The organism is Spirosoma sp. SC4-14 (assembly GCF_037201965.1).
GTDB lineage: Bacteria > Bacteroidota > Bacteroidia > Cytophagales > Spirosomataceae > Spirosoma.
Window position 1 is genome coordinate 3,735,013 of record NZ_CP147518.1, and the last position, 24,211, is coordinate 3,759,223.

Sequence of the window (24,211 nt, forward strand, 5' to 3'; positions counted from 1 at the left end):
TAGTTGCGTATAAAACATCCGTAAATACGTAAATAGTGCCCTAATAAAGCAAATCTGGGCCCGAATAATGACAAAGAAAGGCCAGATCATGTATCTAAAATGGTACTTATTGTATTTACCCTTTATTGTTGCTGTAAGAATACCCGTTGCAAAGCACCCCAAAGCCGCTTTTTAAGATTCAGATCAGCCTCGATGGTGGGCAGGGAATCGGCCATCAGAAAAGTGATCCCAAAAAAGCGAATAGGATGGTACCGATCCATTGCTATATCGAGATGAATCCGCTTAAAGGGAACCCCAAACGTAATGAAATGATGAATTTTTTTCGTTTCAACCAGCGCTGCAAAGTCCAGGTCGCCCGCACCATGCAGGTTGAGCAGATCAACGCCATCGATGTTAAGGTTGATGGCTTTTAGAATTTTTTCCAGAAATAACAGATTGCTGGGATCTAGTTCTTCATCGGCCAGAATCAGCACTTTATGATTGAGCTGGGGGCGAACCGGTTGCTGAACGGCAGGGATGATGGGGGGCGTCGATGAGCGGGCAACGGATTGAGGAAGTGGCTCAGGAGCGGGTACAAATACGGGCGTTTCTTCGTCTGGTTCCTGCGTGGTCGTTCTGTCCAGAATTTCGGCAGAAGCAGTGCTCGATTCTCCTATTGAAAGGGATGAGCCCGTCGACAAGGCGTCTAGTTCGGTAAGCAGATCGGTTGGAGCCGCTGGCTTAGTGGCAGGAGCACTTGTTTCGTCCACAGACAATGGGTCGGCCAAAACCGGCTGGTTTTCGGTTGCCCATAACTCGTTTTTCAGACGAAATAACTGATCGTTCTGATAAAATGACTGATAAAAATTCGTTGCTGACATTCGTCTGCTGCTTAATGACTGCTTTTCAGTTTATACCAGTTGATATCATGGAGCGGTTCGCGCCGACCATCGAATGAATTGTCAACCGGACCGTAATATTTAACAAGATAATTCAGGATGGCTGGTTCTGATTCGCCCAGATCCCAGAGTTTTTGGGTTCGTTGCATCCAGCGAATGCGTTCGATCCATTTATCCCGTGAAAAATGACTTTGCAGGATCAACTTACTCGAATGGCAGGCTGTACACTGTCCTTTTACCAGCATAAGTTGCGGATCGATGGCCAGCCCTGTTTCCGGGTCTTTCCTGACGGAGTCCAGTGCCATTGCTGTCCAACTCACTGTGGGTGGCTTTGCCGATCGAATCGGGTGTTCTTCCCCCGAATGTGTTGTCATTGATACGAGCCCGAACAGCACAAACATACTAAAGAAAACTACGGTTTCGCTTTTCATCCTTTTGTCGTTTCGTTATCCAACCTTTACCGCTATCCGATGGCAGGCATTGTTCAGATAGCCTTCCGGGTTCCATTGCGGCATAACCATTGGTTGTGTAACTCCCTCGCTGTCAGTTGCTCTGGCCCATATTTCGTAATAGCCTGGCTGCGGAAGCTTCACTTCGGCTGTCCAGTGTTGCCAGGCCAGCCGATTTTTAGGTGGTTTCAAATCGGCTTTCTGCCAGGTTGCGCCAAAGTCAGCCGAGAGATGCATTTCACGGACCGATCGGTCGCCAGCCCAGGCATGGCCACGCAAGCTGAGGGGTTGCCCTTTGGTTAGCATAGCACCCGTTTGAGGATACGTAATGAGCGACTTTATGGGCATCGATTCAATGATCTTAAACTGATCTTCAGGCGGATCAACACCAGGTTCAACCGGGTTGATGGGTACCTTATAACTTTTGCCCGTCATCTTGGTGCCATCGTGAACTTTATTTCGAACGGCAATGGTATGCAACCACTTTCCCGATGTCGATGCAGGCCAGCCACCAACAACCAATCGGAGGGGAGCTCCATTGACGAGGGGAATATCCTGACCATTCATGGCCCAGGCAACCAGTGTTTCGTCTTCAAGAGCCTTTCGCATCGGAACGCCCCGTGAGATGGCTTCTTTTTTCGGGTCCAGACTAATATGCAGGTCTTTGCCGTAGTAGCCGATATAGACGGCATCGTCTTTCAGACCGGCATCATTCAATATGTCTTTTAACCGCACACCGGTCCATTCGGCACAGCCAACACCGCCCAGCGTCCACTGGTTTCCTGAGGTTTTCGGATAATACCCGGCCCGACCATTCCCGGCGCACTCCAGCACCAGTTGATAGGTATAGTGCTTAAACTGTTTTTTTAGATCTTCAAGTTTGTAGGTCTTAACCTGTTTAACTGATTCGCCTTTGATTGTCAGGGTCCAGTTTGCTGCGTCGACTTTTTCGGGAGCCAGCCCGTTGTTTCGTATGAAGTATTTATCGGCGGGGGTGATGGCATCGTCCAGCAAATGAGGGGGTGTTTCTACATTCCAGGGTTTGTCGCTAAGAACAACCAGCCCTTTGTCTTTGGTTGCCATCGGGTCGATATCGAATGCCAGTGGCAGATAATGCTTCGGCAATTGATTGGCAAAAACGATGTCGGTGCCTAAGAGTGTGGTGAGTGTGGCCAGTGAACTTTTTTTCAGGAATCCCCGGCGGTTGAAGAGGTTATCAGATGGGTTGAGTAAAGCCATGTGTCTAGTGCAGTATTGTAGGCCAAAATTACGCAAAAATGAAGAGGCATCTCTCAATGCAACCAAGTTTGCTGATAATCATTTGTTATGGCCAATGCAAAATGGAATACGATAAGCCATAGTGTATCGGTAGAGAGTTTGCATTCGTTTTACCGCAACGACGCTAATCACTAATGATAACGCATGGATGACTAACTGCCTGTTTTACTGCCCGTTTTTTTCTAATTCGGTCAGTGTCCAGGGCGAGGTTCGCTGGGCAGTTTCCTGACGGAGTCTGGCGACTTCACTCGTGCTAATCATGGGAAGAGTCCGACGACCGAATGTTCCGCCGACCCGTACGGCTGGAGGAGTCGTTGGAGTGGCAGGTCGGTTATTGGTCTGACCGGTGGAGCGCCCTGGCGGTGGGAAAACGGGCGTGCCGAATTCGAACCGGATATAGTTAGCGACAGAAGCAATCCATTCATCGTTATTTTCGGCCATTGAGGGCATCAGGGTTGGGTAGGATTTGCCGTCGATAGGGCCGGATAATCCTTTTAATAGAATGTTGAGTAGCAGATCCTTGTCTGCCAGATGTTTCGATCCGGCAATTGGGGGCGCTACCTGACTGGCTAATCCTTTGCCATCGGTTCCGTGGCAGGATGAGCACAGTGATTTGAAAATTTCGGCACCTTTCAGCACTGATGCCCGATCGGCCGCCGATAGAATGCCCAGTTTGTTACCATAGCGCTTGAAATCGTTGTTTTTCTGGATGCTGGCTTCAACGGCGGTAATCATCATGTTGTCGGTATTTTGGGCCAGTAATTCCTCTACAACCGTTTTTGCTTTCGGGGAGTCGCTCATATGCATAGATTCCAGAACCTGAATCCGTACATCGGTGCTCGGATCGTTCTTCAGGCTGGCTACCTGGCCGATAAGCACTTCATCATTTTTCTTCAGATAGGGTTCGCTAATCCACACTGCCGTCCGGCGTACCTGGGCATCATCGTCTTTTAGGGCTGCATTTAGCGTTGCCACATCAATGGCATCGAGACCTTCCAGCGTCCAGAGGGCATGAATGCGGGCTAATACGCTGGTTTTATTTTGTGCACCCGTCGCAATCTGTTTTAGAGCAGGTACCACCGATTTGTCGCCTAACACGATCAGTTGGCGCTGCGCGTTATCGCGCCACCAGCCGTTTGGGTGGTCAAGGTAAGCCACCAGCTGGCTGGCCGTTTCATTCAGCATATGTGGTTTGGGGCTGGGTTTGGCCCCATCCTGAACGAGCCGCCAGATTCGCCCGTGCTGAATATGCTTGTCTAGCCCCAACCGTTCGATCTGCGGACGAATCCAGCTTCCTTTGGGGGTCCATTGCGATTCCTGAATAATACCCCGGTTCATATCCACGATATACAAGTTACCATCTGGACCCGTGTAGGTGTTGACCGGACGGAAATTGAAATCCGACGATGCAATGAATTCCTGCTCTTTATACACATTTTCGAGTTGGGTTTTTCCCTGCCGATGCAGCACGTGGGCGCGACGGATAATCCGGGCTACGGGTTCACAAATCAGGTAGTCGCCAACCAGATCGGTCGGGAGTTTGTCACCCCTGTAGATGGACTGACCGCAACCGGCCGTGAAATGATTCAGTGTACTGTCGGGACGTAAGCGTTTGGGGCCGCCCTGGGCATCCGGATTCGCGATAATCGACCAGACGGGGGCAAACGTTTCTTCATCGTAGGCATCAGCCAGTTCCAGTGCCCCATATTTTGGGTTGATCTGGAAACCAGACCCCGCATTTTCGCCACCACCCCGGCTAAAGAAGAGCCGCCCATAGTTGTCGTGCGTTAAGCCCCACTGCCCGTTGGAACCGCTGGACAGCGAATCGACCCGAATACTACCGTTGGTATACCGAAACCGAACCGGATCAACTGTTACATAAATCCAGTTGTCGAGATTCCAGTCGAGGCCACTGCGCTGGTGTTCGAGGTTGCCGGGCGCTTTGCGGTCAACATGGTAAATCCGTTTTTTATCGTCGGCTACACCATCACCGTTTGTGTCTCTGTAGCGCCAAAGATCGTACGTATCTGTTTCATTGACAATAAGTTCGTGGTTGACACACAGCAACATTCGGGGTAACAGCAGTTTGTTGATGAAAACAGAACTTTTGTCCATTTTTCCATCCCCGTTGGTATCTTCCAGCAACATCACCCGACTCACCGGTTCGTGTTCGCCGGTGGCATCGGCATCCTGCATGTACGTATCCATTTCGGCAACATACATACGGGCATTTCCATCCCAGGCAATGGCTACCGGCTCGTGAATCATTGGCTCGCTTGCTACCAATTCCATATGATATCCGGTCGGTACCCGAAACGATTGCAGGCTTTGCTCCGGTGTTAATTGGGCTGGATTTGCAATCGGATTAATAGTTGGCTTCGGTTCTAAACCCCCATTTGTCGATGACGCTGTTTGCTGGGTTTGCGCCGTTTGTTTTGACACTGTGCATGTAACAGCCAGAGCCGAAAGAAGAAGGAGCGTTGCTGGCCATGTATTTTTTTTCATAGGAAGGGACTTGGGTTATAGTATGCGGTTTATGGTTGTTCAATAGATTGAGTTTATGCTCCTGACAGGACGATTGAGCTACATCAACTTGTCTTTCCTTTCGGGGCTGGGGTAATGGTAGTCCAATAAATTTGGTTAAAACCCGATGGAACTGGAGCACTCAACAGCCCAACCGAAAACCGGATATCGAACCGAATTCAGCGTTTATGTTTGTAGTTTCATAAGTCGTGAGCGTGGTGCTTTTTACTCTATTTGATGCACTATTTAATCTGGTTTTTATCCTACAGTTAGCACGTAGGAAACTACCTCTTGTCGGCTTCGGGAAGTTTCGTTACGTGATGGACTGGCATACAAAAAGCCATTGTGAACGTATCTCACAATGGCTTTTTGTAGAAATGAACGATCTGTAATGAATTTACTTTTGATTGCTGGCCTGTTCCTTTTCCTGATCCATAAACTTGATCGTGGAGAACGACAGCAGTGGCTGAATGGATTTTGCCTGATCGTTTTTGAAAATGAAATAAAGATCATGAACGCCGTTCTGAGCTTTCAGCGAAATAAAAACGGGTGGGCGGGCAAACGGGTTGAAACCTGCACCGGGTTTGGCCGTTGCTGGTTTATTGCCGGGAGCACCGCCCGACGACGAAGCTACACCATTTGCCCCCGCTTTTGCGTTCGATTCCATCTGAGCCATAAGCTTAGCTATGTCCACTTCGGGAGCCAGTTCCACCGTCGTTTGACCGATGATTGGTCCCGTTGGAGAACCGATCCGCACTTCAATTGTTCCACCGGCACTACCTTCGCGACGCTGGGCGGCTGCGTTCAGTTCCAGTTGTTTGATACCCGTCAGGTCCAGCTTCTGAAATGCGATGTAACTATTATTGTACGGAATCACGTTTTCGCCTTTGCCCATTCCTTTCGCTTTAATGTCGGCTCCGTGCACAACCTGGGCCGACGACGCATCGAGCTGCGGACTGTGCAATACGAGCAGTTGTTCGGTCGTTTGAGCCGGAACTTCTTTGCTCCCTTTGGTGGCGGCAGCCCCACGGTCAGTATAAGCCGCCCGGATCAGAACGGAACCTTTGCCATTGTCGCCTTCTGGAAGTTTAAGTGCGTATGTTCCTGCCAGTGGCAGGCTGCTATAGGTTTTATCGTTAACGTGCAAAATGTACTGAACCAGCGTACTGGCATCGACTACCGACATGGCCGGATGCCCTGGCATGGCCACATCGCCCCAGACCCCAACGCCACCCTGTCTGATTTTGGCAACCAGACGATCAGGCGCACCTGCATCGCCTTTATATTTGGTGGCAATGGCCGTGAAAGCAGGACCTACCGATTTTGTGCTGATCTGATGACATACTTTGCAATCGCTCTGATTGATGAGCGTATGAGCAACGGCAAACTGCGTTGAGGCATCAACGCTACGCTGAGTCTGCATCACTTCGGCATAATCGAATCCTTCAGAAGTATAGTCGATGCTCATGGCTACACGTGCCGCAGGTATTTTGCCATTGGCCAGGCTGCCGTCTTCCTTATCGTCGACCTGAACCGTGTACTGAATAGGTTGATCGGGAAAGAAGAAAGTTCGGTTGCCCGTTAGGTTGACCGAAACCGTTGGGGGAGCATTCCCGGCAATGATTTTTACGGACTGACTATTAGTGGCACCCTGTGGATCGCTTACCGTAAGTGTCGCCGTATAGACTCCCGGCTTATCGAAGGTAACGGCTGGGTTGGCGGTAGAAAAAAACCGTGGTGCTGTACCGGGCGACGTAACTTTCCACTGATAGCTTAGTTTATCGCCGTCGTTATCCTTGCTACCGTCAGCAAGTAAGGTGAGCTGTAAGGGAATTGGGCCACCCTGTTTGCTTGCCAACGCCTGAACAATCGGTTTGCGGTTTCCGCCATTATATTCGATGCGAACCAATCGTGAATTATCACTCCTGCGAAACCAGTTGCTGCCATATTCCAGAACGTACATATCGCCGTCGGGACCAAATTTCATATCAATCGGTTCAACGGGGTGGTAGCTGGGGAGAAATCGCTCCATCGATTTGTAGTTCCCATCGGCATCCATTGTGATGGCCATGATCCAGCCCCGCGAAAAATCAGTGACTATCCATTTGCCTTCATAATAAGCAGGCCAGGGGCGTTTGGCACCTTTGAAATCGGCCTGATGATAAATAGGGCCACCCGTAGCCGATCGCGATCCAGTGCCCACCAGCGGAAATTCTTCCGAAACGGCATACGGATAGTAGATGAACGAGGGCGCTACGGGCGGTAATTCTTTCAGGCCAGTGTTGTTCGGTGAGTTGTTAACGATGTGATCCGGGTCTTTTTTGTCGAGCGGCTTTTTGTTCTCATAGTCATAGACCGGAAAAGCCTGCCTGTTACCGACAAACCACGGCCAGCCGAAGTTGCCCGGTTTGCGCGCCTGGTTTAGCTCGTCGTAGCCACGTGGTCCAATCTCTGAATCGGCCGTGGCATCAGGACCTATCTCGCCCCAGTAGATATAACCCGTTTTGCTGTCGAGCGAAATACGCCAGGGGTTCCGGTGGCCCATCGAATAAATTTCCGGGCGGGTAAGCCCCCCGTCCCCCGAAGGGGGTGGATTTACCGCAGACCAGCCTCTGGTTTCCCCTTTGGGGGCGGAGGGGGCCTGAAAAAGATTCCCGTCTGGAATGGTATAAGTGCCATTGGTTTCAGGGTGAATCCGGAGAATCTTGCCGCGTAAATCGTTCGTGTTTCCAGCGTGCCCCTGATCGTCCCAACTACTGCGGCCGGGTCGTTCGTCGGTTTGGGCAGCTTGCTGGTTGCCCGTATTATTGCCAACGGTCAGGTACAGATTTCCAGCTCGGTCCCAGGTCATGCCGCCACCCGTATGGCAGCATACTTCACGCTGAGTGGGGACTTCCAGCAGCACTTTCTCCGACTGGATTTTGTTGTCGCGGAATTCCCAGCGGGTGAGCATATGTTTTTTCTCCGTCGGGTGCGCATAATACAGATAGAGCCAGTGATTCTGATCAAAGTGAGGGTCGAGCGATAAACCCATCAGCCCTTCTTCGGCTTCAGAAACACGCCCTTCGGCGGAGGTATATTTGGTATTGACCGGAATTGTTGCGATCAGATCGACCGTTTTGCTGGCCGGATCATATTTTTTTACGGCGCCCTTGCGCTCGATGATAAATGCCGTGCCATCTTTCAGGACGTCAAACGCCATTGGCTCGTCGAGTTCTTCGGCTACCACTACGGGTGTAAAGCGGGTTTCGTCGGGCTTGCCGGGGGAGTCCTGTAAGGTAAACGAAGCTAGTCCAAGCAACAAAGCTGTGTTAGCCAGGACTGATAACGAAAGAGAAAAAGGTTTCAGGAGCATACGAATGAGTTAGGCGAGTTGAGTTAACAGGGAAGGTCAGAAATGATTCATAAAATGAGGTAGGTTTTAGCCTACCTCATTTTATGAATCATCAGGCCAGAATTTTTGTCAGATTCGTATAGCTCGTTGTGATGCTTTCAATAGGCGTAGCGGCCATGTCCTGCTCCACAAAGAAGTATTTCAGTCCGGCTACTTTTGCCGCAGCAAATGCCCGTTTAAAGTCGACGACGCCATTGCCCACTTCCGTAATGGTTTTGTTATCGGCCTTAATGTCTTTGATGTGCCAGAGCGGGAAGCGGCCAGGATGTTGGTTGAAGATCTCGACCGGATCTTTACCGGCTTTGGTAGCCCAGGCCAGGTCCAATTCCATCTTCACCAGATCTTTGTCGGTTTGCGACAGAATCAGTTCATACGGCGTTTTGCCGCCCTCGACGGGGTCGAATTCGGTGGAGTGATTGTGGTAAGCAAAGCCAATCCCTGCTTTTTTACAGGCTTCGCCCGTTTTCTGGAATACCTCGATCGATTTCTGAATTTCGTCCAGCGTGGCAACGGGTGTGCTTGCACAGACCAGATAGGAGAGACCTCCTTCAACAGCTTCGTCGACTAACTGCTGATAGTTGTCGCGTAAATTAAGTTGCGGAGGCATTTTTGAAAAATCCATCGCCGGACGCTGGGCACTACCGCCCGGTGCTTGCCCACTCGGAGGAGGTCCACCTGCTGCGGCCGGACGTGGACGGAAAGGAGCACCACCTGCATGATGGGCGCGCCAGGTCATACCCAGGTCAGCTACGAGTTTTTTGAATTCTTTGGCCGTGTAGCCATAATATCCGCCCCGCAGGTTGAAAGCCGATTCAATTTCCTTGTAACCAACAGCCGCCACTTTCTCTAAAGTGCCTTTCGGGTCTTCGTTCATTGGGCGGAAAAGGGTAAATAGCTGAAGTCCGATAGGTCGCGTAGGGGCACCCGCCAGTAAATCGCTGGCATGGGCGAGTTGAGGAAGCGCCAGACCGCCGATAGCAAGGGCGCTGGCATCGCGAAGAAAATGTCTTCTGGATATCATAGGAAAGGAATAGTTTAAAAAAAGCCGCAGGCTGCGAACAACCTGCGGCTGGGAAATGAGATTATTTCTTTTCGGCTACCGCGCCATCCTGCCTGGCAAATTCGCCACTGGCTTTTATTTCGACTTCATCGCTGACGACCGTTGTCGGAACCGAGCCGACGCCAAAATCGGACCGTTTCAGGGTCCCGCTGATTTTTAGACCCGCTTTGTCCTGCTTACCGCGTGGACTGTCCATCGTGACAGGACCCGTCAGAACGGCGTCGAGCGTGACGGGTTTCGTAACGCCATGCATGGTCAGATTGCCCGCCAGCTTGTAGTTTTTACCCTCAACTTTCTTGAACGAGGTACTTTTAAAGGTAATCGTTTCAAATTTGGCAGCATCAAAAAAATCGGGACTTTTCAGATGCCCGTCGCGCCGGTCGTTATCCGTATTGATGCTATTGACATCGGCGGTTAATTCGACAACAGCATCGGAGAGATCAGGTTTTGCCGAGATGATTTTTGTATCGAAGGTCTTGAAATTGCCATCAACTTCCGATAGCATCAGGTGAGTAACCGTAAAGCCAACTTTGGCGTGTGACTTATCGACTGTCCAGGTTTGAGCGTTTGCGGCCGAAACAGCCAGCAGAGTGGCAACAGATAATAGAACCGACTTCATGGTTATGTTACGTTAACAGGTTAAAACAAACTATTGGATAAAATTTTAGAAGCTATTAGCGAGGACGACCACCGCCCGACTGGCCTCCGGCGGCTGGTGCGGCCTGTTGTTGCTGGCCACCGCCATCGCCATCACCGCCTTTGATGTCGTCGTTATTCACGCCACGAGCCTTACGACGAGGTTGCTCAAAGGTCATTTTGCCGATCCGGTATGTGAATGTCACTTTTACGTTAGCGTTGTAGAGATTGGTAACGCTGACCTGAGTAAGCAATGGAGAACTCAGGTTCGTTCGCATTCTTACGCCATTGGTGGCAAAGTTCTCGGCGGCCAGACCAATGCTGCCCCGTTTGTTGGCCAGGTCCTTGCGGAAACCCAGCGAGTACATATAAAAACTCCCCATCGTTCCCTGAAGCTGCGGCATTGGTCCCCGGAAGAAACTGAATACCTGAGCACTCCAGCCTTTGTTCAGCTGCAACTGGCTCATCAGGCGACCTCCAATGCTTACGCCCGATTTTTTGATGGTAATCGATTCTCCGGTGGCGTCTGGCGTTAGGCCCTGCATATACACATAATAACCGTCAATGCCACCATTTACACTCCATTTAGAGGTTAGGTTGGTATTGAAAAAGATGTTTGAGCCGAAGGTACGCTGCACGCCGATGTTCTGGTAGGTCGTGATGATCCCTCCTGCCAGCGTATCTGAAGGAATGCGGATCTGCGTGATAGCATTGTTCGTTAACCGGCCGAAAATGGCGGCATTTAGATACGTTTTCTTGATCGTCGAGCTTAAACTCAACTCGAAATTATCAGTTAGCTCCGGACTCAGATTGGGGTTACCAACACTAATCATTTGCGGGTTTGCAGCGTTAGGGTTAGGGTTCAATTGCTGTAGACCAGGCCGCTGAATACGGCGGTTATAGGCCGCTTTCAGCGTGCTGCCACCTTTCAGACTTTTCGATACGTTAATGCTTGGTACCAGATTGCTATAGTTTGGAATGTTGAGGTCCGTATTCGGCTTCGACTCGGTCGATTGCGTAGCCGATATGCTCGTGTATTCGTAGCGCGTACCAACTTTAAAGGTGTATTTGCTGGGCGTTACATAGGTATAGGAAATGTAGCCCGCACCAATATTCTGGTTATACGAGAGCGTGCCAGATGGGTTCGTTGGGTCGAACGACAGTTCGCCGGTGCTGCTACCAACCAGATACTGATACCGGCTGTCGACCCGGCGCATGATAGATTTTCCCCCAAACTCCAGCAACTGATTTTTGCGGATCGGTGTCTGGTAATCGGTCTGGATCGTAAACTCCTGATTGGTGTTATTATTCAGGTTTTGCTGGCGGGCCGTGAGGGTGGTGCCGTTGTTGAGAATGTCGGCATAAAAATTATTCGTCAGGCCCGTCCGGCTGAATTGGGTTGAAATGCTCCATTCCTGCTGTGGCTTAAACGTGCGAACATAATCGATGTTCATATCCACCGAGTTCGAGAGATCTTTCCGGTTTACATCGCGGTTGGTCATTCTCAGCAACGAATCGCCAATGGAAGCGCTGGTTAGTTGATTTTGCTGTTGAACAAAATTGCGGGTGCCATAGCGGATATTGGCCGATAGCGACTGATCTTTAGCCAGGTCGTAGTCGATGCCGAGGGTGTATTGCCCGAATAGTGGCTTATCGAAGGCAGTACCTTCCTGGTGAGTTTGCTGATAATTAGTGCCTACCAGTGTGGTCTGATCCAGCGTCGAGGAGGCATGGTTGTACATAGCCCGGCCAAAGCCGCCCAGAGAAAGCCCCAGTTTCCCTTGCCGGTATGAGCCATTTAACCCCAGGTTTGACGCCCGCAGTCCAGCTCCGGCATCGACATTGAGCGTCAGGCCGTGCAGGGTATTCTTTTTCGTGACGATGTTGATGATTCCGGCGGCTCCTTCGGCATCATATTTAGCTGATGGGCTCGTGATTACTTCAACCGATTTGATCATATCGGCCGGAAGTTGTTTTAATGCATCGGCAACACTGGCTGCCACAATGGTAGAGGGTTTGTTGTTGATCAGTACGCGAATGTTCTGACTACCGCGCAGGCTAACGTTACCGTCCAGATCGACCGAAAGCATCGGTACCCGTTTAAGTACGTCCGATGCATCACCCCCTTTTGAGGTCAGATCTTTATCGGCGTTGAAAACCAGCCGGTCAACTTTTTCTTCGACCAGGGCCGCCTGACCAGTCACAACCACTTCGCCCAGTGTTCGAACATCGGCTGCCAGTTTTACGGTTCCGATCGTGATGTCGGTCCCTTTAGCAATAGTGAATGGTTTGGAATCCAGGTTTTTATAGCCAATAAACGAATATTGAAGCCGATAGTCGCCCGGAGCCAGTTTTGTCATCGAGAAATAGCCTTTCGTATCCGAAGTCGTTCCGTCGACGGGTTTATTTGTTTTCTGACTGATGAGTGCAATAGTTGCAAACTCAACGGGTTTGCCCGAGGTAGAATCGAGCAGTATACCACTTATTTTACCATTGCCTTTTGGGGTATCCTCCGCAACGCCCGTAAATTCCTTTTTCCGTCGGTCGTTCTGTCCACCAAAACCCGGAGGGCCGCCCCCCGGAGGGCCAAATTGAGCGTTGGTAGTAGAAATGCCGGTAAGACCGCTCCAGAATCCAAGTGTGAGTAGTAAAAATAGAAGTGCGTGGCGCATTGTTTTCTGAGATTAAACAGCCAAAGCAACAACCATTTTATTTCTCCCAAAAATGCAATAGACCGAAGCCCTGAAAATGTCGGCAGAACCCTCAATTCTACCGATGAATAGAAATATACTCAGACTACATACCGAATGGAGCCATTCGTCGGTCAGAATTTCGATACTGTCGGGAAACTCTGGAAATGTGCCGATTCGATAGCCATTTCCCGGAATTTTACTATATACTTGTAGCTTTCTTTATAATGATGGCTTCTACTCTTTTTTCCCGTCGCTATGTTTCGGTACTAATTCATGTACTGGGCTGGATTTTACTGGGGTTTTCGCTGTTTTTTTTCCCTTCGTTCAATTCTGATATTCAGCTTCCCCAAATGTTCTGGGTGCGTCAGGTGTTATTTTTTGGCCTGATGATTGGCATGTTTTACCTGAATGCCCTGATTTTGGTTCCCCGGTTGTTGCTGCGCAGTCAAACGGGAAAATACGTAATGGCTCTGATTCTGGTTGCCTGCATGGCTCTGATTCTGGTTGCCTGCATGGAATATGGGTTTAACCTGCCCGTTCAGATGCACCGTGCTTTTCATCCCGACGGAACCGGAAAGCCAAAATATTATGGATGGATTCAGCCGACACTCTTTACGGTTATCCTGATTCTTGGTATTAGTACCAGCATTGCGCTGGTGCAAAAATGGCAGGCCGATGCTAACCTCCGGCTGGCTCTGGAACAGGCAAAAACAACATCTGAACTATCTTTTCTGAAGGCGCAGATTAACCCCCATTTCTTTTTCAATACACTCAACAATATTTATGCGCTGACGTTGATCGATGTTGAAACGGCTCGCGAAGCGCTTCATCGGCTCTCCAGAATGATGCGTTATGTGTTATATGAAACCCAGGCCGGTACAACCTTACTTAGTAAGGAAATCGATTTTTTGAGCGATTACATTCAGCTTATGCAGCTTCGGTTAACTGATAAGGTAACCGTTACCCTGGATACGCCCTCACCCTTACATGACCAATCGATTGCCCCCATGCTATTTTTGCCTTTTGTTGAAAATGCCTTTAAACATGGGGTTAGTACACTTGATAAAAGCCGCATTTTTATTCGTATTCAACAAACGGATCATCAGGTACTGATGGATGTACGCAATACGTTGTTTCCACAAAAAGCTCCGTCGCTGGAGGTTGGTAATGGTATTGGGCTGGTCAATACACGCCGTCGGCTTGATCTGTTGTATCCCGATCAGTATTCGCTGCATATCGAAGAACAGAATCCGGCTGGCGAATATCAGGTTCAACTTATGCTGACCTTATCATGACCCTGACTTGTATTGCTGTCGATGATGAACCCCTTGCACTGGGACTCGTTTGTGCCTTTATTGAAAAAACTCCTTTTCTGGAGCTGAAAGGTCGGTATAGTAGCGCGGTAGAAGCCTTACAGGGGTTGTTACAACAACCTGTCGATGTGATTTTTCTGGATATACAGATGCCCGACCTGACAGGGCTGGAACTAGCCAGAGTACTGGAACGAAGTCACCGCGGAACCCATAAAACCCGCATTATTTTCACCACTGCCTTCGATCACTTTGCTTTGGATGGGTTTCGGGTCGACGCCCTGGATTATTTGCTGAAGCCATTCAATTATGAAGAATTTTTGCGGGCGGCCAGCAAAGCCCGTCACTATTTCGAACTGATTCAGCGTCCAGAATCAGCTCCTGCACCACTGGTTACGATTCCGATTAGCCCAGCCGATGCTACTGACGATTATTTGTTCCTAAAAGTGGAATATCAGTTGGTGCGGGTGGCCTATGGTGATATACTGTATATTGAAGGATTAAAAGATTACGTAAAAGTTTATCGCCAAACCGATCCCGACCGGCCGCTGTTATCGCTGACAAGCCTGAAAGCATTGGAAGAAAAATTGCCTTCCCGCCGGTTCATGCGCATTCACCGGTCATATATTGTAGCGTTGGAGAAAATAAACTCAATCACACGCAATTCTGTCCAGATTGGGTCGGCCGTCATTCCGGTCAGTGATCAGTACAAAGAACCCTTCGGACAATTTATCAGCAAATGGATATGATCTAGAGTTTTCGGTGCTCCACAAAAGGAGGTTCTAAACAAGCGAAGCACCGAAAACTCTAAACTAAAAACTCATTACTACAAACTCCCTACCGCCTGCCGATGGATGATGGCTTCGCGGTCGGGGCTGGTCGATATAAAACTGATAGGCAGGCTAAGCGTTTCTTCCAGAAATGAGACATAAGCGGCCAGCTCAGCAGGCATTTCATCGAAGGAATGAATGTTGGCCAGGTCGGTTTGCCAGCCTTTGAATGATTTGTATACCGGCGTCACAGCCGTGTCGCACAGGTCATAAGGCAATTGCTCGGTTAGTGTGCCGTCGGCAAGCTGGTAGTGAGTACAAACCTGAATTTCTTCGAAAATATTCAGAACATCGACCTTCATCATTACCAGTTGCGTAACGCCGTTGATCATGATGGCATATTTTAGCGCAGGTAGGTCGAGCCAGCCGCACCGACGTGGGCGGCCGGTTGTTGCTCCAAACTCACGGCCTTCCTGACGGATTTTCTCGCCAGTTTCATCGGAAAGCTCAGTAGGGAATGGACCGCTACCCACGCGAGTACAATAGGCCTTGAAAATACCAAACACTTCGCCAATTTGCCGGGGAGCAATACCCAGTCCCGTACAGGCTCCGGCCGTCATGGTATTGGATGAGGTAACAAACGGATACGAACCAAAATCGATGTCGAGCAACGATCCCTGAGCTCCTTCGGCCAGTACCTTTCTATTGTCGGTAAGCGCCTGATTCACTGCATATTCGCTATCCGTTAGCTGGAACTGTTTCATGAATTCGACAGCGGCAAAAAACTCAGCTTCAGCATCTGGCAATATTGTTGCATAATCGTAATTGTTCTGTTCCAGAATTACTTTGTGCAAAGCGACCAGTTTGTTGTATTTAGCCGGGAAATTTGGCGACAGGATATCACCAACGCGTAAGCCCTGACGAGCTACTTTGTCCTGATAGGCAGGACCGATACCGCGGAGGGTAGAGCCAATTTTCGATTCCCCTTTGGCCTGTTCATAGGCAGCATCCAGCAAACGATGGGTTGGAATGATGATCGAGGCTTTCTTGGAAATCTGGAGGTTGGCCGTAAGTGGCAGGTTGAATTTGGCCAGCCCGTCAATTTCTTTTTTAAACACAATGGGGTCGAGCACAACCCCATTGCCAATGATATTCAGAATATCGTCTCTGAATACCCCAGAAGGAATCTGGTGTAAAACGTGCTTAAATCCGTTGAACTCAAGCGTGTGTCCGGCATTGGGTCCCCCCTGAAAACGGGCAACAACCTGATACTGTGGCGCCAGCACGTCCACAATTTTACCTTTTCCTTCGTCGCCCCACTGGAGGCCTAATAAAACATCTACCATTCGAATTGGCCGCTTAAGCGGCTATGATTATGCTAATTCATTACTTTGAACAGCCCTGGTTATGGGCATAGGCTGAATATCCCGAAACGTAAAAGCGTTTGGGCCAGTGCCAAACTGGTTTAAATAGCTGAGTCGTTCTTTGGCTTCTTCTACGCTAGGAACATGCCCTACGGGAATCCACCAGAGGACGGTTGTCATCTGATCTGGTTTTTCGAACCATTTGCGTCGGTCTTTCATCACGTCGGTATGTAAGGTTCGAAAAACAAACGTCTGCAATTTTTCCGGCGATTCCCAGACCGACATATTCACAATGATACGCTCATCGTCGAATGGTCGAAAGTCGGTAGCGTTGTTGCCTTCGCCCTTTAAGCGCCAGATAAACCCATCACTTTGTTCGGCCAACTGATTAATGGTATCGAGCTGCGCAACAAAGTCAGCCATAATCGGGTGATCGATGGTTGGGGCAAGCATCCGCGATATATTTAACTGAGCAAGATGCATATATAGTGGGTATGAAACATGAACCAGGAGGTATGGAGCATACTTCATACCTCCTGGTTCCGATCATGGGTATCGTTTATTCTTCAACAGGAACCTGTGCCACCTGAGACAGTTGTTTGTTTTCGCAGGAGTCGCGGGCGCAGGCACCATAAAAAATTAATGAGTGATGCATAACATTAAATTTCAGCAAATCGCCGACCATATTCTGTATGTTTTGCACACGGGGGTCGCAAAACTCCATCACTTTATGGCAATCCGTACAGATGAGATGGTCATGCTGACGGTAGCCATACGATTTTTCGTATTGAGCCAGATTTCGTCCAAACTGATGTTTGGTTACTAAGTCGCAGTCTACCAGTACATCGAGCGTATTATAGACCGTTGCCCGGCTGACACGGTAGTTTTTATTCTTCATCGAGATATACAGTTCATCCACATCGAAGTGGTCTTCACGGTTGTAGATCTCTTCCAGAATGGCGAATCGTTCGGGTGTTTTGCGCAGCCCCTTGTTCTCAAGGTAAGCTGTGAAAATTGTCCGGGCAGATTCTAAATTAGATTGTTTCGGCGCAGCCATATCCGTTCCGATGATTGAAAGTACAAAGTTATAGGTTTGAGGTATACGGTATTCGGTTTACGGTGGCAGGTGGGTGAATAAAATCGTATGAACCGCAAGCCAACTTCCGAAAACCGGTTAAGAATCGAACCGAACAACCTCAAATACGCCGGGAACGCGCTCCAGTTTACGCATCAGAATTTCGAGGTGAGCTGTATCGTGAACATACAATCGGATATTACCTTCAAAAATACCGTCTTTTGAGTCAATTGTAACAGAGCGCATATTAATGTGCAGTTCATTGCTGATAACGCGCGTCACGTCGTTGACCAGGCCAACCCGGTCGGTTCCCGTAATGCGCAAACCCGCCAGAAACGCCAGCTCCTTCTGCGAAGTCCATTTGGCCTTAATAATACGGTTTCCATGATTCGACATTAGTTCGACCGCATTAGGGCAGGTTACGCGATGAATCTTGATGCCGTCGTTGATGGTTACGAAACCAAACACGTCGTCGCCCGAAATGGGGTTACAGCACTTGGAGAGTGTGTAGTCGATACGGTCCATATCTTCGCCAATGAGCAGCATGTCGGCATCTGCGCGTTCGCCATGAATCTTTTTGAGTTCTTTGGTGAACGATTTGGCGTCCTGGAGTGCATCGGTATTGAGCTTATTCTGCCGGTTTTCCTTTGCTTCCTTGTCGGCTTTAAATTTCTTGAATTCCTGAACGTCGATATGGCCTTTTCCTATACGGTAGAAGAAGTCGTCGGAGGTTTTCGACCCGAAATAAGCCCGGAGCTGGTTGATGGTTTCGTTTGTCATCTCCATCCTCAGCACCCGCAGTTTCTTCTGCGCCATATCGCGGCCATCGGTAACAAACCGTTTGTTCTCCTCCTTAATGAGGTCTTTTATTTTGGTTTTGGCCTTCGAGGTAACCACAAACCGAAGCCAGTCTTCGCTGGGTTTCTGCCGGTTCGATGTAATGACTTCTACCTGGTCGCCATTTTGGAGCACATGGCTCAATGGAACCAATGTATTGTTGACTTTAGCGGCCATACACCGGGCACCAATCTGGGTATGAATATCGAACGCAAAATCGAGTGCTGTGGCTCCCCGTTGCAGCACTTTCAGATCCCCTTTAGGAGTAAAAACAAAAACTTCTTCGCTATACAGGTTGCTTCTAAAATCGTCGACAAACTCGATAGCGGTTTTTTTATCGCCATTTCCGGCCGATTCCAGCATGTCGCGAACCTGACTGATCCAGGCTTCGATACCGGCTCCTGCCTGCGTGTCGTTGCCTTTATATTTCCAGTGAGCAGCGTAGCCTTTCTCGGCAATTTCGTTCATTCGCTCGGTTCGGATCTGTACTTCAACCCACTGTCCTGACCGGCTCATAACGGTTGTATGCAGCGATTCGTAACCATTGGCGCGGGGGGTGCTGATCCAGTCTTTTAAACGATCTGGGTTGGGTTTGTAATGATCCGTAACGATCGAATAAGCCCGCCAGCAAGCAGCTTTCTCTTCTTCCTGCGGTACGTTTAATATGATCCGAACCGCAAAAAGATCATAGATTTCTTCGAATGGTTTTTTCGACTTGCTCAGCTTATTCCAGATCGAATAAATGGATTTCGGGCGGCCTTTAATAACATACTTGATTTTGGTTTCGGCCAGGTCTTTTTCGATGGGTTCGATAAACCGGCCAATAAACCGATCGCGGGCGATGCGTGTTTCGCGTAGTTTTTTGGCAATTTCTTTATAGGCGTCCGGCTCAACATGCTTCAGATAGAGATCTTCCAGCTCCGATTTGATGGAATAAAGACCCAGCCGGTGGGCGAGTGGAGCATAGATGTAAATCGTTTCGGCCGCAATTTTTAGCTGTTTATCGCGGGGCATCGAGTCGAGCGTCCGCATATTGTGGAGCCGATCGGCCAGTTTTACCAAAATTACCCGTACATCGTCGGATAGTGTCAACAGCATTTTTCGGAAATTCTCAGCCTGCTGTGAGGTGCCATACTCGAAAATGCCGGAAATCTTGGTAAGGCCATCGATGATGCGGGCAACTTTAGAGCCAAATGCCCGTTCGATGTCGGCAATAGTCGTGTCGGTATCTTCCACAACGTCGTGGAGAAGGGCAGCTACGATACTAGTGGTGCCTAATCCAATTTCTTCGACTGCAATCTGGGCAACAGCCAGTGGGTGGTAGATGTACGGTTCGCCCGAGCGCCGACGCATGTTTTTATGCGCTTCGGCGGAGGTATTAAATGCTTTTTTGATCAGTTTGGCATCATCGCCCTTCAGCATGGGCTTGGCAGCCCGCAATAATCGCCGATAGCGTTTCAGGATTTCCTGCCGTTCCTGCTCTAAATCAATAACGGGTTCAACGTCGGGACGACGTTCGAGGGTATTCATCATGGATGGCGTCTTTGCAGCTAATTGCCTACAGGGTTGTACTCATACTACCAAGATAACAAAATATTAATCGAAAAACGATCATCGGGTTGTTAAAAATAAAACCTTCGCAAAATTCGTTTGGTGAATTAAAATTCTTTTGTACTTTTGCACCTCCAAAACGGAAGTTTACGGCAGCAAAGACGTACAGATTCCAGTTGATCGACTGAAAACGTACTATAAAACTGTCTCTGTAAACCACAAACAATGAGCCGCGGGCGTGGCGAAATTGGTAGACGTGCCAGACTTAGGATCTGGTGCCGCAAGGCATGGGGGTTCGAGTCCCTCCGCCCGTACAAATCTTTGAATGACTGAATGATTGAATAATTGAATGCTGAAACGGTTCTGTGCCAGCAATTCAATCATTCAATTACTCAGTCATTCAGTCATTTTAAACCAACACAATAGTGGATATTACGTTAGAAAAAGCCAGCGATACAAACGCTTCGCTCAAAATCGTTCTTACTCCAGACGATTATAAACCAGAAGTCGACAAGAAACTGAAAGATTACGGTCGGAAGGTTCAACTGAAAGGATTTCGGCCTGGACACGTACCGGCTTCGCTCATCCAGAAAATGTATGGAAAGAGCATTTTGGTTGATGAGATTAACGCTATGTTGAGCAAAACGGTAAGCCAGTATATCCGCGAAAATAAATTACAGGTAGTGGGCGATCCGGTTCCGAATCGCGAAGAAGCTGATGCTATCGACTGGGATAACCAAACGGATTTTGCCTTCAGCTACACACTGGGTCTGGCTTCTGAATTCGATATCGACTTCAATGATCTGCCCAGCGTTAATCAATACGACATTCAGGCGGGTGATGCGGAGGTTGAGTCAACCATCGCCGACCTTCAGCAACGGTTTCATACCCATGCTCATGGCGAAGAAGTGGGCGATGGTGATACCATCTATGGCGAGCTGAAGCGGGCAGGTGAGACCGAAACAGAGGACTCGTTTTCGGCAAAAACCGCTTTCCCGATGAATCAGATGGCCGAGGATGCAAAACCATCGTTTGTTGGTAAGAAAAAAGGGGATGTAGTAACGTTTGTGCTGGAGCAGGCTTTCCCGGATGAGAAAGCTCGGGCCAATGCTACTGGAGTTAAGAAAGAAGAAGCCGCTGAGCTAACCGGTGAGTTTACGTTCGAAATTGACGATATTACCCGGCATGAGCCAGCCGAACTGAATCAGGAGTTTTTTGATAAAGTTCTGGGCGTTGGTGCTGTTGAAAATGAGGAGCAGTTCCGCGAAAAAGTTATTGAAATTATCAAGAGCAACTACGCTCGTGAGGCCACTCAACTGCTGCGCCTGGATATTGAGAAAACGCTGTTAGACAATACCCCTATTTTGCTGCCCGATGAGTTTCTGAAAAACTGGTTGATGGAAGTGAACGAAGGAAAATTCACCCCCGAACAGATCGATGAGCAATACGACGACTTTACGAAATCGGTTAAATTGCAATTGATCAAAAATAAAATCGCTGATAAAGCTGACATCAAGGTTGACTTTGAAGAAGTACTCGATGTTACTCGTCAGATGGTTCGTGAACAGTTCGGCTTTATGAGCAGCGAAGACGATGAGATGAACAAAACCATCGACCGGATTGCTCGTAACTACCTGTTGGATGAGAAAAACAATGGCCAGAATTATACCAGCACCTTTAACCGGGTGTTTGACGATAAAGTACTTGACTATGCAAAATCGCAGGTAACCATTACTGCGCAGGACGTAACCGTCGATGAATTTAAAGCCCTGGTCGAGAATCGTTAATTTTCTTCACCAATCGTTTCTGAAAACCCGGTCGGCCGACCGGGTTTTTTTGTGCCCTGTTTGCAGCAGGTTGTTCATGTCGTTTTCATCTTATTTTAATATTTCTTCCTGATAGGCAGTAAATTTTGTTTAAACCGGTATTAATTAAGCATAAGCCGTTTGTGAGCCCGACGCATTAGTTAGCCTCTTTACCTTTCATGCAAAAAATTTTACTGCTTCTAGTTCTTTTTCCTTTCCTGTCAACAGCTCAACAAAAACCAGATCGTCAGGTACTGATAAAAGGTGTACTTATCGATGAGCAGGCAAAACCGATTCCGTTTGGTACGGTTACGCTGCATCGCCAGACCGATTCGTCGATGGTTACTGGTGCCTTGTCCGATGAGTCGGGAAAATTTGAAATTCGAACTCAACCTGGGATTTTCTGGCTGAAACTATCGGTTGTTGCCTATCAGGAGCGGAAACTATCGCCCGTTAAGGCTGTTGATCGTCCTGTCGATTTAGGGAAAGTTTTATTAAAAGCCAGCACCAAACGCCTGGACGAAGTAGTAGTACGGGGGGAAAAGAGTCAAATGGAATTATCGCTGGATAAGCGAATTTTCAATGTTGGTAAAGACCTGGCCAATGCGGGCGGTACGGCCGTCGATATATTAAGTAATGTGCCGTCGGTGGCGGTCGATGCCGAGGGGAATGTAAGCCTGCGGGGAAGCACTAGCGTTCGGATACTGATCGACGGGAAACCATCGGGACTGGTTAGCCTGAAAGGAGGAAGTGGTTTACAGCAATTACAGGGCAGTGCTATCGAACGAATCGAAGTCATTACCAACCCATCGGCGCGGTATGAGGCCGAAGGAATGGGGGGTATCATCAATATTGTCCTTAAAAAAGAACATAAAGAAGGTATAAACGGCTCTTTTGACGTAATTACGGGCTATCCCAGCAATTTTGGTTTAGCGGCTAACGTAAATTACCGTCGCAAAAACCTCAATTTCTTCGTCAATTATACCGCTTCGTTTCGGAATACGCCCGGTCGGAGTTCGCTGTATCAGGAGGTTTTCCGAAATGATTCTACCTTCATCACCCAGCAAAATTCAACCAATCGACTAAAAGGCTTAAACAACAGTGCCCGCGCTGGCCTCGATTATTTCTTCAATCCAAAAAACATATTGACGGCGTCATACACATGGCGAATCAGTAAAGGGAAACGTTATTCAGACATTCTGTACCGCGATTATCTGTTTTCAACAAATTCCCTGCGTAGCACAACCACACGCACTCAGGATGAAACCGAAACGGAGCCTAACTCTGAATATGCACTCACCTACAAGCGCTCGTTTGCTCGCGAAGGGCATGAGCTTACGGCCGATGTGCGCTACCTGGACAACTGGGAAAGTTCGGATCAGTATTTTGATCAGCATACCTACGAGCCCGACGGCATTACGGCCAGCACTCCCGCCGTGCTACAGCGTTCGCTGAATGATGAAACAGAAAAACAACTGCTGGTTCAGATCGATTATGTGCGGCCGTTTAGCAAGAATGGGAAGATTGAAGCCGGAATTCGGAGTAGCTCGCGGGATATGACGAATAATTATTCGGTGACTCAACAGAATGATGATGGAAACTGGACGGCCTTGCCGGGACTTACCAACGATTTTCTATATCAGGAGCGAATCAATGCTGCTTATGGAATTATTGGTAATAAAACCCGCAAATTAGCATACCAGGCTGGGTTGCGGGGCGAAATCACCGACGTCACGACCACCCTGCGCCAAACCAACGACGTAAATCCACGGCATTATGCCAATCTGTTCCCAAGTGTACACGTCACCTACGAGCTGCCACGTCAGCATGCATTGCAACTTAGCTACAGCCGCCGGATTCGTCGGCCGCAATACAACGACCTGAGCCCATTCATGACCTTTAGCGACAACCGCAATTTTTGGAGTGGCAATCCGAATTTGAATCCGGAGTTTACCAATGCTTTTGAGATTGGTCATATCAAATATTTTAACAAAGGGTCGATCAGCTCGTCGGTCTATTATCGGCATACCGACAACAAAATTCTGTCGATTCGGCGGGTTAACGATCTGGGTTATTCAACCACGCGTCCCGAAAATCTGTTGAGCGAACATTCATTCGGGGCTGAATTTGCGGGTTCATATTCGCCCTATTCGTGGTGGAAACTCGATGGAAGTTTCAACTTTTTTCGCGCCATCACGAATGGGAGTAATCTCGATGTCAATTACCAGAGTGATACATACAGTTGGTTTACGCGTATGATTTCGCGCTTTACATTGCCCGGAGCTACTGATATTCAGCTACGCGGTAATTACGAAGCACCACAAAAAACACCGCAGGGACGCCGGAAAGCACTGGCTACACTGGATCTGGCCGTCAGTAAAGACTTGTTCAACAACAATGGCACACTGACACTCAACGTGATTGATGTGTTCAATTCCCGTCGGTTTCGTTCCATTACGCAGGGAGAGAATTTTTATACGGAAACCAGTTCGCAATATCGGCTTCGGCAGATTAACCTGACGCTTAGCTATCGATTACGGCAGGCAAAAAAGAAAGAAAAAGATGGGGGCGAAAGCGAGTTTTAGCGA

At 48.7% G+C, this 24,211-nt stretch carries 16 protein-coding genes and 1 tRNA gene; 5 read left to right on the top strand and 12 right to left on the bottom strand.

Translation table 11 applies throughout. The features are described 5' to 3' along the window. Nucleotides 1-122: 122 nt before the first annotated feature. The 8 genes from WBJ53_RS15260 to WBJ53_RS15295 all read right to left on the bottom strand — a co-directional run bounded on the left by WBJ53_RS15260 (nucleotide 123) and on the right by WBJ53_RS15295 (nucleotide 12,890). Entirely contained in the window at nucleotides 123-860 is a 738-nt protein-coding gene (locus tag WBJ53_RS15260) for a hypothetical protein (protein ID WP_338877013.1), read from the bottom strand. An 11-nt stretch (nucleotides 861-871) separates the two neighbouring features. Beyond that, entirely contained in the window at nucleotides 872-1,309 is a 438-nt protein-coding gene (locus WBJ53_RS15265) for a hypothetical protein (RefSeq protein ID WP_338877014.1), read from the bottom strand. A 15-nt stretch (nucleotides 1,310-1,324) separates the two neighbouring features. Then, nucleotides 1,325-2,566: a sulfite oxidase gene (locus WBJ53_RS15270; RefSeq protein ID WP_338877015.1), complete on the bottom strand. Its 1,242-nt coding sequence runs from the start codon at nucleotides 2,564-2,566 to the stop codon at nucleotides 1,325-1,327. A gap of 204 nt (nucleotides 2,567-2,770) precedes the next feature. Beyond that, a complete protein-coding gene (locus WBJ53_RS15275; protein WP_338877016.1) occupies nucleotides 2,771-5,110 on the bottom strand; it encodes a c-type cytochrome in 2,340 nt (779 codons plus the stop codon). A gap of 415 nt (nucleotides 5,111-5,525) precedes the next feature. Beyond that, entirely contained in the window at nucleotides 5,526-8,483 is a 2,958-nt protein-coding gene (locus WBJ53_RS15280) for a PQQ-dependent sugar dehydrogenase (RefSeq protein WP_338877017.1), read from the bottom strand. A 91-nt stretch (nucleotides 8,484-8,574) separates the two neighbouring features. After that, complete coding sequence (locus tag WBJ53_RS15285; RefSeq protein ID WP_338877018.1) at nucleotides 8,575-9,543, bottom strand: sugar phosphate isomerase/epimerase; 969 nt, start codon at nucleotides 9,541-9,543, stop codon at nucleotides 8,575-8,577. A 61-nt stretch (nucleotides 9,544-9,604) separates the two neighbouring features. After that, nucleotides 9,605-10,201 carry a YceI family protein gene (locus WBJ53_RS15290; protein ID WP_338877019.1) on the bottom strand — a complete coding sequence of 199 codons (597 nt, stop codon included), beginning with the start codon at nucleotides 10,199-10,201 and terminating at the stop codon, nucleotides 9,605-9,607. 55 nt (nucleotides 10,202-10,256) lie between these two features. Continuing rightward, on the bottom strand, nucleotides 10,257-12,890 hold the full coding sequence (locus WBJ53_RS15295) for a TonB-dependent receptor (protein WP_338877020.1): 2,634 nt from the start codon (nucleotides 12,888-12,890) through the stop codon (nucleotides 10,257-10,259). Nucleotides 12,891-13,138: 248 nt separating this feature from the next. Here WBJ53_RS15295 and WBJ53_RS15300 point away from each other — a divergent pair, with 248 nt between their 5' ends. After that, nucleotides 13,139-14,206, top strand: coding sequence for a histidine kinase (locus WBJ53_RS15300; protein ID WP_338877194.1), 1,068 nt, complete (start codon nucleotides 13,139-13,141; stop codon nucleotides 14,204-14,206). Continuing rightward, entirely contained in the window at nucleotides 14,203-14,970 is a 768-nt protein-coding gene (locus WBJ53_RS15305) for a LytTR family DNA-binding domain-containing protein (RefSeq protein WP_338877021.1), read from the top strand. Before WBJ53_RS15300 ends, WBJ53_RS15305 begins: the two co-directional genes overlap by 4 nt. A 77-nt stretch (nucleotides 14,971-15,047) precedes the next feature. Here the strand turns inward: WBJ53_RS15305 and WBJ53_RS15310 are convergent, their stop codons facing one another. The 4 genes from WBJ53_RS15310 to WBJ53_RS15325 form a co-directional block, all read right to left on the bottom strand. Then, on the bottom strand, nucleotides 15,048-16,337 hold the full coding sequence (locus tag WBJ53_RS15310; protein WP_338877022.1) for an adenylosuccinate synthase: 1,290 nt from the start codon (nucleotides 16,335-16,337) through the stop codon (nucleotides 15,048-15,050). Between the two features lie 27 nt (nucleotides 16,338-16,364). Then, nucleotides 16,365-16,838 (bottom strand): DUF3291 domain-containing protein, encoded by a 474-nt coding sequence (locus tag WBJ53_RS15315; RefSeq protein WP_338877023.1) that lies wholly within the window; start codon nucleotides 16,836-16,838, stop codon nucleotides 16,365-16,367. Between the two features lie 76 nt (nucleotides 16,839-16,914). Continuing rightward, nucleotides 16,915-17,412, bottom strand: coding sequence for a transcriptional repressor (locus WBJ53_RS15320; RefSeq protein WP_338877024.1), 498 nt, complete (start codon nucleotides 17,410-17,412; stop codon nucleotides 16,915-16,917). Between the two features lie 117 nt (nucleotides 17,413-17,529). Continuing rightward, nucleotides 17,530-19,800, bottom strand: coding sequence for a bifunctional (p)ppGpp synthetase/guanosine-3',5'-bis(diphosphate) 3'-pyrophosphohydrolase (locus WBJ53_RS15325; RefSeq protein WP_338877026.1), 2,271 nt, complete (start codon nucleotides 19,798-19,800; stop codon nucleotides 17,530-17,532). Between the two features lie 250 nt (nucleotides 19,801-20,050). On the opposite strand from WBJ53_RS15325, the gene WBJ53_RS15330 reads away from it, so the two are divergent. From WBJ53_RS15330 to WBJ53_RS15340, 3 genes are all read left to right on the top strand, one after another. Further along, nucleotides 20,051-20,132, top strand: a tRNA-Leu gene (locus WBJ53_RS15330). Between the two features lie 111 nt (nucleotides 20,133-20,243). Next, nucleotides 20,244-21,605, top strand: a complete 1,362-nt coding sequence (gene tig, locus WBJ53_RS15335; RefSeq protein WP_338877027.1) for a trigger factor — start codon at nucleotides 20,244-20,246, stop codon at nucleotides 21,603-21,605. Nucleotides 21,606-21,802: 197 nt separating this feature from the next. Further along, nucleotides 21,803-24,208 carry a TonB-dependent receptor gene (locus WBJ53_RS15340; protein WP_338877028.1) on the top strand — a complete coding sequence of 802 codons (2,406 nt, stop codon included), beginning with the start codon at nucleotides 21,803-21,805 and terminating at the stop codon, nucleotides 24,206-24,208. Nucleotides 24,209-24,211 lie beyond the last annotated feature (3 nt).

Excerpts from the sequence above, each read along its gene's own strand:
- WBJ53_RS15260 (WP_338877013.1), bottom strand. The coding sequence starts at position 860 with ATGTCAGCAACGAATTTTTATCAGTCATTTTATCAGAACGATCAGTTA.
- WBJ53_RS15265 (WP_338877014.1), bottom strand. The coding sequence starts at position 1,309 with ATGAAAAGCGAAACCGTAGTTTTCTTTAGTATGTTTGTGCTGTTCGGG.
- WBJ53_RS15270 (WP_338877015.1), bottom strand. The coding sequence starts at position 2,566 with ATGGCTTTACTCAACCCATCTGATAACCTCTTCAACCGCCGGGGATTC.
- WBJ53_RS15275 (WP_338877016.1), bottom strand. The coding sequence starts at position 5,110 with ATGAAAAAAAATACATGGCCAGCAACGCTCCTTCTTCTTTCGGCTCTG.
- WBJ53_RS15280 (WP_338877017.1), bottom strand. The coding sequence starts at position 8,483 with ATGCTCCTGAAACCTTTTTCTCTTTCGTTATCAGTCCTGGCTAACACA.
- WBJ53_RS15285 (WP_338877018.1), bottom strand. The coding sequence starts at position 9,543 with ATGATATCCAGAAGACATTTTCTTCGCGATGCCAGCGCCCTTGCTATC.
- WBJ53_RS15290 (WP_338877019.1), bottom strand. The coding sequence starts at position 10,201 with ATGAAGTCGGTTCTATTATCTGTTGCCACTCTGCTGGCTGTTTCGGCC.
- WBJ53_RS15295 (WP_338877020.1), bottom strand. The coding sequence starts at position 12,890 with ATGCGCCACGCACTTCTATTTTTACTACTCACACTTGGATTCTGGAGC.
- WBJ53_RS15300 (WP_338877194.1), top strand. The coding sequence starts at position 13,139 with ATGGCTTCTACTCTTTTTTCCCGTCGCTATGTTTCGGTACTAATTCAT.
- WBJ53_RS15305 (WP_338877021.1), top strand. The coding sequence starts at position 14,203 with ATGACCCTGACTTGTATTGCTGTCGATGATGAACCCCTTGCACTGGGA.
- WBJ53_RS15310 (WP_338877022.1), bottom strand. The coding sequence starts at position 16,337 with ATGGTAGATGTTTTATTAGGCCTCCAGTGGGGCGACGAAGGAAAAGGT.
- WBJ53_RS15315 (WP_338877023.1), bottom strand. The coding sequence starts at position 16,838 with ATGCATCTTGCTCAGTTAAATATATCGCGGATGCTTGCCCCAACCATC.
- WBJ53_RS15320 (WP_338877024.1), bottom strand. The coding sequence starts at position 17,412 with ATGGCTGCGCCGAAACAATCTAATTTAGAATCTGCCCGGACAATTTTC.
- WBJ53_RS15325 (WP_338877026.1), bottom strand. The coding sequence starts at position 19,800 with ATGATGAATACCCTCGAACGTCGTCCCGACGTTGAACCCGTTATTGAT.
- WBJ53_RS15340 (WP_338877028.1), top strand. The coding sequence starts at position 21,803 with ATGCAAAAAATTTTACTGCTTCTAGTTCTTTTTCCTTTCCTGTCAACA.